The organism is Nocardia sp. NPDC003979 (assembly GCF_053605015.1).
In genome coordinates this window covers 1-11,910 of the sequence record NZ_JBSGIJ010000005.1, presented here as the reverse complement: position 1 = coordinate 11,910, position 11,910 = coordinate 1, and the positions used below count along the sequence as shown (strand labels likewise).

11 protein-coding genes are annotated in these 11,910 nt (G+C 68.9%); 5 read left to right on the top strand and 6 right to left on the bottom strand.

The window, feature by feature from the left end; genetic code table 11:
* Window positions 1-109: 109 nt before the first annotated feature.
* Window positions 110-2,056 (top strand): TerD family protein, encoded by a 1,947-nt coding sequence (locus ACWEVR_RS12525; protein WP_452467044.1) that lies wholly within the window; start codon window positions 110-112, stop codon window positions 2,054-2,056.
* Between the two features lie 21 nt (window positions 2,057-2,077).
* Here ACWEVR_RS12525 and ACWEVR_RS12520 read toward each other — a convergent pair whose 3' ends face one another.
* On the bottom strand, window positions 2,078-3,415 hold the full coding sequence (locus ACWEVR_RS12520) for a putative glycoside hydrolase (RefSeq protein WP_452467043.1): 1,338 nt from the start codon (window positions 3,413-3,415) through the stop codon (window positions 2,078-2,080).
* A gap of 116 nt (window positions 3,416-3,531) precedes the next feature.
* On the opposite strand from ACWEVR_RS12520, the gene ACWEVR_RS12515 reads away from it, so the two are divergent.
* A complete protein-coding gene (locus ACWEVR_RS12515) occupies window positions 3,532-4,539 on the top strand; it encodes a polysaccharide deacetylase family protein (protein WP_452467042.1) in 1,008 nt (335 codons plus the stop codon).
* A gap of 1 nt (window position 4,540) precedes the next feature.
* On the opposite strand, the gene ACWEVR_RS12510 is transcribed toward ACWEVR_RS12515, so the two are convergent.
* Complete coding sequence (locus ACWEVR_RS12510) at window positions 4,541-5,833, bottom strand: outer membrane protein assembly factor BamB family protein (RefSeq protein WP_452467041.1); 1,293 nt, start codon at window positions 5,831-5,833, stop codon at window positions 4,541-4,543.
* A gap of 153 nt (window positions 5,834-5,986) precedes the next feature.
* On the opposite strand from ACWEVR_RS12510, the gene ACWEVR_RS12505 reads away from it, so the two are divergent.
* On the top strand, window positions 5,987-6,724 hold the full coding sequence (locus tag ACWEVR_RS12505) for an acyltransferase (protein ID WP_174550295.1): 738 nt from the start codon (window positions 5,987-5,989) through the stop codon (window positions 6,722-6,724).
* A gap of 55 nt (window positions 6,725-6,779) precedes the next feature.
* The gene (locus tag ACWEVR_RS12500; protein WP_452467040.1) at window positions 6,780-7,319 is read left to right on the top strand and encodes a DUF1697 domain-containing protein; all 540 of its coding nucleotides are present in this window, start codon (window positions 6,780-6,782) and stop codon (window positions 7,317-7,319) included.
* 46 nt (window positions 7,320-7,365) lie between these two features.
* On the opposite strand, the gene ACWEVR_RS12495 is transcribed toward ACWEVR_RS12500, so the two are convergent.
* The 4 genes from ACWEVR_RS12495 to ACWEVR_RS12480 form a co-directional block, all read right to left on the bottom strand.
* Window positions 7,366-8,691 (bottom strand): THUMP-like domain-containing protein, encoded by a 1,326-nt coding sequence (locus ACWEVR_RS12495; protein ID WP_452467039.1) that lies wholly within the window; start codon window positions 8,689-8,691, stop codon window positions 7,366-7,368.
* Window positions 8,692-9,669 (bottom strand): methyltransferase domain-containing protein, encoded by a 978-nt coding sequence (locus ACWEVR_RS12490; RefSeq protein ID WP_357150555.1) that lies wholly within the window; start codon window positions 9,667-9,669, stop codon window positions 8,692-8,694.
* An 87-nt stretch (window positions 9,670-9,756) separates the two neighbouring features.
* Window positions 9,757-10,533 (bottom strand): enoyl-CoA hydratase-related protein, encoded by a 777-nt coding sequence (locus ACWEVR_RS12485; RefSeq protein WP_452467038.1) that lies wholly within the window; start codon window positions 10,531-10,533, stop codon window positions 9,757-9,759.
* A 10-nt stretch (window positions 10,534-10,543) separates the two neighbouring features.
* Window positions 10,544-11,350: an NUDIX hydrolase gene (locus ACWEVR_RS12480; protein ID WP_452467037.1), complete on the bottom strand. Its 807-nt coding sequence runs from the start codon at window positions 11,348-11,350 to the stop codon at window positions 10,544-10,546.
* A gap of 368 nt (window positions 11,351-11,718) precedes the next feature.
* Between ACWEVR_RS12480 and ACWEVR_RS12475 the strand changes: the two genes are divergently transcribed.
* Window positions 11,719-11,910, top strand: a 192-nt coding sequence (locus ACWEVR_RS12475; protein WP_452467036.1) for a hypothetical protein, incomplete at its 3' end; no start/stop codon positions are given.

Below are 11,910 nucleotides of genomic sequence, written 5' to 3'. Positions count from 1 at the left end.
CATCCTTCGGCCACCGCTGAATCGCGGTGTGCGGCAAGGGGGTCGGCGGCCGGTCGGCCGTATTCGCCTTGCGGTGATCGTCGTGCCGAGCCTCGAAGGGTGAGCTGCTGTGTCGTCTCCGCTGTTGTCCAAGGGCCAGAACATCGCATTGCCGACGGATGTCGAACGCGTCGACATCGTCATCGGCTGGCCCGAGCCGACTGTCGAACTCGACGCCTCGGCACTCTTACTCGGCGCCGACCGACGCGTCGCCTCCGATGCCGATTTCGTCTTCTACAACCAGCCCGAATCTCCCGACGGCTCGGTCAGATTCCTCGGAACAAGCGTGACGGACGAAGGCCGGCAGGCCAGGATTTCGATCGACCTCTCCGCACTTCCCGCCGGCATCCACACCGTCGCGCTGGCGGGCAGCGTCGGCACCGGCACCTTCGGCACACTCGGCAAGCTCGCCCTGCATGTGATCGACGCGGCGGGCCGCTCCCTCGCCGAGTACGTGACTGCCGACGCCGACACCGAGTCGGCCTTCGTCTTCGGCGAGGTCTACCGCCGCGAAGGCGTCTGGAAGGTGCGCGCCGTCGGGCAGGGCTGGGAATCCGGACTGGCCGGACTGGCAACGGATTTCGGGGTGTCGATCGACGATGGCGAGCCAGCGGCCGAACCGGTTCACGACGCGCCCGCGACCACTGTCACCGAGCCGGCGCCTGCCGCCGCGCCCGCACGTGGTGTACGCACCGCCAAGCGACCGGTGCGCAAGTCGAAGCCGATCGAGTTCCGCCAGGCCGAATCCGACACCTGGCAGCCCGCCCGGCTGTTCTCGGTCTTCGGCATCGGTGCAGGTGAGGAACAGGAACGGCGTACCACTTCGGCGCTCGTCGCGACGATGCAGGCCGTGCGCCCCTTCGCGCGGGCGGTCTGCGCGAGGATGGGTGCACCGGTCGGTGCCTTCGAGGGTTATATCGAAGTGCAGTACGAGGCAGGCGATTCGACGGTGGTGCCCGATGCCGTGCTACGGGTGAGCCGGGGCAGCAAGCAGTGGACCGGGTTGCTCGAGGTGAAGACCGGGAACGGCAAGCTCAGGAAAGACCAGCTCGAGAGCTATCTCGATGTCGCGCGACGCCGCAAGTACGACGTCGTGGTCAGCCTGTCCAACGATATCCCGGCCGGTCCGGGCGAACTGCCGGTCCAGGTCGACCGCCGCAAGCTGACGAAGGTCGCCCTGCGGCACCTGTCGTGGGCGGAGGTGGCGCACGAGGCACGCATGTTGCTCTCGCACGGCAGTATCGACGACCCGCTGCAGACCTGGGTTCTCGGCGAGTTCCTGCGTTACCTCGACCATCCCCGTTCCGGCGCGGCGGAATTCGTCGACATGGGCAGGCACTGGGTCGTCGTGCGGGACGCGGTCATGGCGGGCACGTTGCGCGCGGGCGATCAGAAGGCGCTGACGGTCGCCGATACCTGGGTCTCGCTGTGTAGGCATCTCGCGCTGCGGCTCACCGCCGAACTCGGCGTCGAGGTCAAACACATTCTGCCGCGCAAGTTCCATACCGATCCGGCAGCTAGGGCCGCGGCCGTCGCCGAACGGTTGGCCGCCGACGGCTGCTTCGAGGCGGTGCTGCGCATCCCCGACACCGTCGGCGATCTCACGGTGGTTGCCGACGTGCGCACCAACAAGGTGCGCTGCCGCATCGCGATGGCCGCCCCCGACGAAGGCACCTCGGCGCGCCGGGTGTCCTGGTTGATCAAGCAGCTCGCCGAGGCACCGGGCCGGGTGCAGGTGGAGGCCGTGTTCTCCGAACGCGGCACCGAGAGCTGCGAACTGCTCGACGTCGTGCGGGCGAACCCGAAGTCGCTCATCGAGGGACGAACCGGCTCGATCGTGTCGTTCACACTCGAGCAGAGCTTCCCGATGGGCAACCGTCGCGCCGGAACCGCGGCGAGCTTCATCTCGAGCGTCACCTCCGCGACCGACACCTTCTACGGGACGGTGGTTCAGCCGCTGCGCGAATGGGTTCCCGCCGCGCCACGGCAAGCCGATATCGGTCAAGCCGAGGCTTGACCCGACGTCGTCGACCCGCTGTCACGCGGGGTGGATTCCACCCCCGTGGTAGCGGGTAGCCGCGTTCCAGAAGAAGAACCCGTCGATACCGGCGGCGCGGGTGGCATCGATCTGGGCTTTGACTTCGGCGTCGCCGTAGCTCACGCCGAGGGAGAAGTCCTGGAGCCAGGGGATGACGCCTGCGTTGGTGCCCTTGGTCTGGGTGATGAAGTCCTGGAGGGAGCGGTAGACGATGTCGTAGGGCTGGGCGTTGGGGTTGGCGACGCCGTATTCGCCGGGGTTCCAGTGGGAGGGGTAGATCATGGGGGCGACGAAGTCGACGTGGCGGGCGATGAGAGGGATGTCCTGGGCGATCTGGTCGGGGCGGGTGGAGGCGATGCCGTAGACGGCTGCGCTCTGGTGGGCGCCCGCGCTGTTCACCGGGTGCCTGCTCTCGGCGAGGAAGGCCGCGATCGCCGCCGACGGCGTGTCGGTGAGGCCGGTGAAGGTCATGCTCGTAAGGCTGCCGTCGGGGCGACGGACGTAGTCGTACATGATGCCGTCGAACCCGAGCCGCGCACCTTCCACGGCCAGGTCGATGTTGTAGCGGCGCACGTCGGGATGGGCGAAATTGGTGAAGGCGATCGGCCCGTAATGGCTGGAATACGGTTGGCCGGAGGGATTCTGGACCACCCAGTCGTTGCGCCCGCTGTGCCACGCCCACGACGCGAGAGTCGGATCGCGGAACGCGACGATGCGCCCGACCACCTGCACACCCATGTCGTGCAACTGCCGAAGCGCGGCGGGCGCGTCGTAGATCTTCGTGGCGGCACCGGACTCCCGGGCAAGGGGCACCTGCGAGTCGTAGCCGACCACTCCGTCCTCGTCCTTGATGTCGAGCTGCACGGTGTCGATGCGTCCCTCACGCGCGAGGTCGAGGACCGATTCACGCAGCCCGTCGTGCGACCAGGCGTGTGCGGTGACGTGCACCGCCCGCATCCTCGGCAGGGTCCGCGCGGTGACGACGGTGCTGCTGGCCGCGTTGCCCTCCTCGTCGGCGGCGACCACTTCGAAGGCGGGCGCCCACGGCACCGCGAACTCGAACGACCCGTCTTCGGCCGGTGTCACCGATTCCGCGCCGATGGAGACCCGAACGGCGTCGACGGCGGTGCCTCGCACCACCACCGGTGACCGGTACGACGTCACCGGGTCGGCGGGGTTCACGGTCAGCGTCGGTGGCGTGGTGTCGGCGAGCGGCACCACGGCCGATCTACTCAAAGCGAATCCGGCCACGAGCGCGACCACGACGATCGCCAGGCCGACTCCGACGACGGTGCTCGTCCACCGCCACCGGACGGCCGAACGGAATGAGAACCCCAACGCCAACACCGCCTTCCAATACTGTTGACACGCCAACTATTTCGCGGTTCCGACACGGATGTGGCGGGTATCGGTAGATCAACTGTAAACCGAGGCCGCCGCGTAATATCGCATTGATGACAGGTGGTTCTCCTGCTCTTTCGCGACTGCTGCCGATCCTCGCGCTGACCACCGCCCTCGCGGCGTGCACGGACACGAGCACCGAGGCGGCCTCGATCGACCCACCCGCCGCCCACAGCACCACGGCGGCACCCCCGAACCCGGCCGAAGTCGGCGCCAACGAGCTCGGTCTCGTCCCGGTGTTGATGTATCACCAGATTTCGGCGAACCCGGCGGGCGAATACGACCAGACCCCAGCCGAATTCCGCGACGAACTCGAACGTCTCTACCGCGAGGGCTACCGCCCGGTGACCGCCGCCGACTACGTGTCCGGCCGCCTCGACCTCCCTGCGGGCACCCACCCGGTGGTCCTCACCTTCGACGATTCGACCACCAGCCAGCTCGCCTTCACCGACTCCGGCGCCGTCGCCCCCGACAGCGCCGCGGGCATCCTCGCCGAATTCGGCGCCCGCTACCCCGATTTCCGGCCGGTCGCCACCTTCTACGTGAACAACGAACCGTTCCAGGGCGATCCGCGCGCCCTGCCCTGGCTGGTGGCCAACGGTCACGAGATCGGCGCCCACACGGCCACGCACCCGAACCTGTCGACGCTGGACGACAACAGCGTGCAACGCGAGTTCGCCGAGAACGTGCGCGCGGTGACGGCCGCCGCGCCGGGCGCCACCGTGCGCACGATGGCGCTACCCCTCGGCATCCACCCCGACAACCAATCCCTGACCACGGCAGGCAGCTGGGACGGCACCACCTACACCTTCGACGCCGTGATGCTCGTCGGCTCGAATCCGGCCCCGGCGCCCTACGCCGGGCTCGATCCGGCCGGTGTGCCACGCATCCGTTCCGGCCGCGGTGCGGTGCCCTTCGACTCGGCCCATTGGCTCGATCATCTCGCGGCGCACCCCGACCAGCGCTACACCGCCGACGGCAACCCGACGCGCGTCTCGTTCCCCCGCGCCCTCGCCGGCGAGCTGAACCCGCGCTTCACCGCGCAGGCGAACCCGTACTGAGCTACGCGTCCGGGGTGAAGGTGAAGATCTCGCCGAGGCGGGTGGCGACGACGACCTGACCCTCGGGCCCCATCGATGTGCCGGTGGTGGTGCCGGTGGCGTTCGGCAGCGGATCGGAGTCGATCGTGGTGCCGGTGGTGGTGTCGAAGGTGATGAGATTCAGGCCCGCGCCGATGGCGGCGACCGTGTAGCCGATCTCGCCGGAGGTCAGGGCGGGGGTGCCGCGCTGGGCCAGGTCCTTACGTTCCCAGGCGCGGTCGGCGCGGTCGCCGTGATCGCGGATGGCGGCCAGGTAGCCGTCGTCGCCGGACGGGAGGATCAGGTCGTCGACCAGGGCGATGCGGCCGCGCGGGGTCCAGCCGAGCGCGTGGGTCCAGCGGGTGCTGCCGTCCTCGGTGTTCACCGCGATCAGGCGGCCACTGTTGTCGCCGACGTACACGGTGGCGCCGTCGGACGACAGGGCCGGGCTGGTCGCGCTGCCGTCGGTGAGCATGTCGGCGCTCCACAGTTGCGTCACGGTGCCGTCGGCGTAGGACATCGCCCGCAGCGACGCCATCGGCTTGCCCGGTTCCCACACGGTGACGAAGAAACGGCCGGTCTCGGGGTCGACGGCGGTGGTGTTGGCGACCGCGCAGCGCGGGCCGCCGACCTGGCAGTCGTCGAGGCCGTCGCCGGAGGCGGGGCGCGTCAGGCCGGGGTACTTCAGGAAGTCGGGTTCGCCGAGCAGCTGCAGGGTCGGCACCTCGCGTTCGCCGGTCTGGCGGCTGAGCACGTCGACCTGGCCGGACTGGGTCACCGTGAGCACGCGGCCGTCACCGGTGAACTGGATCGCCACCGGCACCCCGGCGACGGGGGTGCGCCAGCGCGGCTGACCGAGGTAGTTGAACGAATTCACCGCGCCGTCGTCGCCGACGTAGACATTGTTGATGCCGTCGACCACGGTGGGCGCCTCGATCGTCGACGGACCGAGCGGGTTGCAGAACCGTTTGCGGCCTGTCTGCATCTGATAGGAGAACACCGCGCAGTTGCCGGTGCTCGTGGTGACGAACAGCTGACCCTCGCCGCCGATCGTCACCGGCTGGGCGATCGGCCCACCCACCGGCCGCGACCAGCTCAACGTCATCGCCGACGCACCGCTCACCGGGCTCGCCGCGCTGTTGCGGCCGTCGTGATGGGCTGCGGGCCAACCCTTTCCGGAGCCGACGGTGATGTCGTCCACATCGGTGCCGCAACCGGCCAGCGCCACCACACCGGCGGCAGCGAGCGAGGCGGCGACGCGAGTCCGAGTTCGCACCTGCTGATCTCCTGGGTAATCGGGCCGAGGATCGGGGTATGGCACGGTAAGTGTGCCCTGCGAAAGTACTCTGTGTACCCGATGACCGAATCCCCGGGGCTCACCCGGTGGACGCCGTCGAGGTCGGAAGAGGGAGAGTAGTTCGTGACGAGCATGTGGGGCGCGCCGCTGAGCGCGCGCTGGCGTGGATCACGCCGCCGCGATCCGCAGCAGGCGCGTTTTCTGACCAGGGATTCGTTGCGCTGGGTGCTCGCCAATCGCGCCTACACCCCCTGGTACCTCGTGCGTTATTACCGCCTGTTCAAATTCCGGCTCACCAATCCGCACATCGTGCTGCGCGGAATGGTGTTCCTCGGCCGCAATGTGGAAATCCACGCCACTCCCGAATTGGCGCGCATGGAAATCGGGCGCTGGGTACATATCGGCGACGGCAACGCCATCCGCTGCCACGAGGGTTCGCTGCGCATCGGCGACAAGGTCGTGTTCGGCAAGGACAATGTGGTCAACACCTACCTCGACATCGAGATCGGTGAGTCGACGCTGGTCGCCGACTGGTGCTACATCTGCGACTTCGACCACAAGATGGACGACATCACCCTGCCCATCAAGGACCAGGGCATCGTGAAGAGCCCCGTGCGGATCGGCCCCGACACCTGGATCGCCGCGAAGGTGACCGTCCTGCGCGACACCCGGGTGGGCCGCGGCTGCGTGCTCGGCGCGCACGCGGTGGTGCGCGGCGACGTTCCCGACTACAGCATCGCCGTCGGAGCACCCGCCAAGGTCGTGAAGAACCGCAAGGTGGCCTGGGACGCCGGTGCCGCCGAACGAGAGGCCTACCTGGCGGCGCTGGCCGATATCGAACGGAAGAAGAACGCGGGCGCACAAGCCTGAACGACACTCCGCCGACAGGACCGTTCCTGTCGGTGACGGTCGGTACGGTCGCGACGTGGACAGTTATGCGGCGCTGCTGCGCGGGATCATGCCGACCAACCCGAACATGCGCAACGACAAGTTGCGCGGGGTGTTCGAAGGGCTCGGTTTCGCGGGCGTCGCGACGGTGCTGAGCAGCGGAAACGTGGTGTTCCGCACCGACGACGACCGCGACGATCTCGAAGACCGCATCCAGCAGGCGCTCGCGACCGAACTCGGTATCCCCGGCGGCACCATCGTGCGCAGCCACCCCGAACTGCGTGCGCTGCTCGATCGCGACCCCTTCGAGGGACTCACCCACGAACGCGGTTCCTATCTCACCGTCACCTTCTTCAAACACACCATGCGCGAAGCCGATACGTCCGCCTTCACCGACGACCCGCTCACCCGCGTCATCGGCTACGACCCCGCCGCACGAGCGTTCCTCACCGTGATCGACAACAGCACCGGCAAGACGCCCGATTTCATGGCCCGGCTGGAGAAGACCTACGGCAAGGACATCACCACCCGCACCTGGCTCACCGTGCAGCGCGTGGTGAAGAAGATGGAGGCCTGATTCGGGCGAACCGCACCGAGTCGTGGCCCCGTAGCGGTGCGGTGTGTCAGGAAAGCTGGGCCGCCTGTGCGGTGCAGAGGAAAACTGTGGCGTTGCGGCCTATTCGGGTGACAACCAGGGTGAAGGGCCGGTTGCCGCGGAGTTTGAGCTTCTTGCGCAAGGCATCCGGATCGACGTCGACGCCTCGGACCAGGATTTCCAGGGCACCGCAGTCGCGGCGGGCCAGTTCCTGACGGAGGGTCTTCTCACGCAGATCGAAGCGGTCTTCGATGCGGAAGCCGCGCATGCCGGCGGGCACGGTATCGCCGGTGAGGTAGGCGATGTGCGGATCCAGCTGCCAGAGACCGTGTTTCGCGGCGTAGTGGCGAACGAGACCAGCGCGAACGACGGCACCGTCGGGGTCGATTATCCACTCACCAGGCGCTTGTTCGGGAATGTCGTCGGGCTCGGCATCGGTGAGAGTTGTTGCGCCACCGCGAGAATCGAGGACAGTGGCGCGGCGAGTGATGCCGGGTTCGGTGAGGCCGGGCGACCAGAGGCACGCTTCGCGAACGGCACCGTCGAGGGAGACGATCTCGATCTCCCCGTCCCACCCGAGCCGGTCGAAGTCCAGGCCAGGCGCGGACTTCACGGCGATGTCGCGGCCCGCGTAGGCAGTGAGCAAGTCGGGCAGCGGGGGTTGGAGTTTGGCGGGGTCGTAGGTGCGGCGGCCGTCGGCTCGGCGAGCCGGATCGGCGATGACGACAGTGTCGCGGGTCGTCGGGACAAGGGCATCGGCCTTGGCCAGCACAATGTTTCGGACACCGACCCGCATGATCGCTGCGGGTTGTCCGCCGCTGCCCGGCCCGCGATCAGCCGCAGGTGGCGGTACGACACCGCCAGAATGAGTGCCACCACAGTCCGACGGGTACGCGCCGACAGATCCTGGCCCCGGCGGCGAGAGGGGGACGACCCCCAGATTGTGCGCAGCCATGGACAGCCGCACATCGTCGAGATCGCTGCCGACCACCAAGGGGCACATCATCGCCAACTCGGCCAGTTCCGCACCGATCGAGCACGTCACGTCGTGCACAGCACGGCCGGCCAACCGCGCGGCCCGATGCCGGGCGACAAGTGCGGGGGTGGCCTGTTGCAGCGCGTCGTCGGTGAACAGCCACTCCCCCGCCGCGGGCAGCTTCGCCAGCGCCTTGCGCCGCAACCGCACGGTCTCGATCAAGGCGGCACCGTGCTCGGGAAACGAGCGACGCACCTGCTCGATATCGCGCAGGTGCGTCGCCGCCGTCAGCTCCAGCCGCTCGACCTCGGCGAGCGCGGCACGTCCCGCCGCGCTGCCGAGGAAGGCGACATCGTCGCGGCCGAAGCGGTATCCCACCTACTTCTGCGCCGCGCCCGGCTTCACGCCGGTGATCATCGCGTTGTAGAAGAACTCGCGCGGAACCACCTTGCGCAGCACGTTCTCGTCGAGCCAGCTCAGGCCGAGCCAGGCACGGTACTGGGCCATGCGGTACCCGACGGTCAGCTTCTCGTCGGGAACGGCCGCCTCGAAAGTACGCACCGGCCAGCCCCACAGGGCGGCGGCGAATTCCTCGGTGGTGGCCTTCACGTCGACGGCACCGGCCGACTTAGCCATCTTCTCCAGGTCGCTGGGATCGAAGGTGTGCAGGTCGACGACGGCCTCGAGCGCGGCGGCGCGCGAGGACTCGTCCAGCTCGGTCTGCGGACGACGCCACCCCGACAGGAACGGCAGCTTGGTGACCTCGGTGGTCACCTTCCAGGTGAGCTGACCGAGCTTGCGGGCGTAGAAGTTGCCCACGGTGGTCGGTTCACCGGCGAACACGAAACGCCCGCCCGGCTTGAGCACGCGCAGGCATTCCTTCAGCGCCAGCTCCACATCCGGGATGTGGTGCAGCACGGCGTGCCCGCACACCAGGTCGAAGGTGTCGTCCTCGTAGGGGATGGTCTCGGCGTCGGCGACGCGGCCGTCCACGTCGAGGCCGAGGTGCTCGGCGTTGCGCAGCGCCACCTTCACCATGCCCGGCGAGAGGTCGGTGACCGAACCGGTCTTGGCCACCCCGCCCTGCATCAGGTTGAGCAGGAAGAACCCCGTGCCACAGCCGAGTTCGAGCGCCCGCTCGTACGGCAGCGGAGCGGGGCCGACCGCCAGGTCGAAGCGGCCGCGGGCATAGTCGATACAGCGCTCGTCGTAGGAGATCGACCACTTGTCGTCGTAGGTCTCGGCTTCCCAGTCGTGGTACAGAACCTGGGCGAGCTTGGTGTCCTTCAGCGCTGCTTCGACCTCGGCCTCGGTGGCGTGCGGGTTCGGCGCCGGATCATCGGGGTGAACCGTCATAACACGCAAGAGTAATAGGAGACCCTCAGCACGCAATCGCCGGTCTTGTTTCGCGTCATTCCTGCTGGTCGACTGACCGGTCCAGAGTCAGCGTCCGGTGAAAACGGCGCTGTTCGGGCCGTCGGCGGCGAAGGATCGGGTGCCGGTGCGGGTGTCGTCGGTGTCGAAGAGGGCCGACCACTCGGTGACGGCGGTCGAGTGGGCGTGGGGGCCCGCTTCGAAGACGGCTTTGGCGGCGGCGAGGGCGCGGGGGGCGGCCGTGACGAACTGGTCGGCCCAGCGGCGGGCGGCGGTGAGCACGTCGTCGGGGGGGACCACTTCGTCGACCAGGCCGAGTGTCGCGGCATCCTCGGCGTCGACGAAACGGCCGGTGTAGACGAGGTCCTTGGCACGGCTCTGGCCGATCAGCAGCGAGAGCCTGCGAATGCCGGACAGGGGGATCAGGCCCGCCTTGATCTGAGGGAAACCGAGCTTCACGTTGTCGCCGACGATGCGGTGGTCGGCGCCGAGCGCCAGCTCGAGTCCCGCACCGAGGCAATAGCCGGCGATGGCGGCCACGGTCGGCTGTGGCACGCGGGTGAGGCAGCCGAGGGCGGCCTGCAGGTCGGCGGCCATGGCGGCGGCCTGGCCGGAGTCGAGCTCGGCGAGTTCGCGCATCTCGTCGCCCGCGCTGAACACCCGCTCGTCGCCGTAGACGATCAGGGCGGCCACCCCCGGGTGGTCGGCGACCGTGCGCGCGGCCGCCGCGACCTCGCGGGCCAGCTGGGCGTCGACGAGGTTCAGCGGCGGACGATCGATGCGCAGCAGCGCGACGCCGCGAGCGGAGGGCTCGGCGGGCAGCTCGAGGGTGACGAATTCGGCCATGGCGCCAAACCTACCGGCCGCGCAGCGCGTCCACGTCCGGGAGCTGGTCGAAATACCGTTCGTTGTCGGGAAAGTCCGACAGCGGGCGACCGTCGGCGCCCGGCGAATACCTCGGCATGATCGGCGCGATCGGCCGCTCGGCGGCCAGCACCGCGGCGGTGTCGGCGAACTCGCACAGGGCGTCGAGTTGCGACCAGGTGGGCGGCATCAGCACATGCTCGCCCGCACGCCAGCTCTCGAGCGCCTCGACCGGGGTCTGCCAGCGCACGTGCGCGGCCTCGGAGGTCGCACCGTCGGCGATCTGCCCCTCCGGCAACACCGCCACGAAGAACCGGGTGTCGTAGCGGCGCGGCTCGGCCTCGGGCGTGATCCAGTTCGACCACGGACGCAGCAGATCGGCACGCAGCACAAGGCCCTCGGCGGCCAGGAAGCCCGCGAGGGAGATCTCGCGCCGCTCCAGCCGACCACGGGTCTCTCGGTAGACCGTCGAATCGCACACCACGGTGTCGACGGTCGGGCCGGCGAGCAACACACCGCACTCCTCGAACGTCTCGCGCACCGCCGCGGCCACCAGTGCCTGCGCGGACTGCTCGTCGGTGCCGAATCGCTGTGCCCACCAGGCGGGTTCGGGCCCGGTCCAGGCGATGTCGGCGGTGCCGTCGGCCGGGTCGACCCCGCCGCCCGGGAACACGGTGACCCCCGCCGCGAACGCCATCCCGCTCACCCGCTGCTGCAGGAAAACCTCGATGCCGCGCGCACCGTCGCGCACCAGCATCACCGTCGACGCATCCCGCGCCCGCACCACGGACTCGCTCATAGCCGTTCCTCTCCACGACCAGCACCATTGCCGATCGATACGCGACAGACCCCGACCACACCGCACGGCCGGTCCCCGATCCTTACGCACCCTAACCGTTGCTTGGTCCGCGATGCGACCGACCGGTCCACCCACCGGTCCACCCCGAGCAACCGACACGAAGCCACCCTCACCACCGGGTCCTCCCCAACAACAGCCCAAACCCGCCCCCGGTGCGCCACCTACCAGGCTCCTCAGCCCCGGCACCACCCGAGTCCGTCACCTACCGCACTCCCAGCCCGCGTGGCACTACTCGAGTCCGTCACCTACCGCAGACCCAGCCCGCGTGGCACTACTCGAGCCCGTCACCAACCGCACACCCAGCCCGCATGGCACGACTCGAGCCCGCCACCTACCGGGCTCCCGGCCACACAGCACCACTCGAGTCCGCCATGACCGCACTCCCAACCCCGCACGACCCGACCTCGAGGAGGGTCCGCCGCGCAGCGGCGCAGCGGCCCGGCCGCGCGAACAGCGCTCGAAGCGCACGCGCGAAGCGCAAGTCTCGAGCGCTGTTCGCG

Coding starts and splice junctions, on each gene's coding strand:
- ACWEVR_RS12515 (WP_452467042.1), top strand. CDS start 3,532: ATGACAGGTGGTTCTCCTGCTCTTTCGCGACTGCTGCCGATCCTCGCG.
- ACWEVR_RS12505 (WP_174550295.1), top strand. CDS start 5,987: ATGTGGGGCGCGCCGCTGAGCGCGCGCTGGCGTGGATCACGCCGCCGC.
- ACWEVR_RS12490 (WP_357150555.1), bottom strand. CDS start 9,669: ATGACGGTTCACCCCGATGATCCGGCGCCGAACCCGCACGCCACCGAG.
- ACWEVR_RS12485 (WP_452467038.1), bottom strand. CDS start 10,533: ATGGCCGAATTCGTCACCCTCGAGCTGCCCGCCGAGCCCTCCGCTCGC.
- ACWEVR_RS12480 (WP_452467037.1), bottom strand. CDS start 11,350: ATGAGCGAGTCCGTGGTGCGGGCGCGGGATGCGTCGACGGTGATGCTG.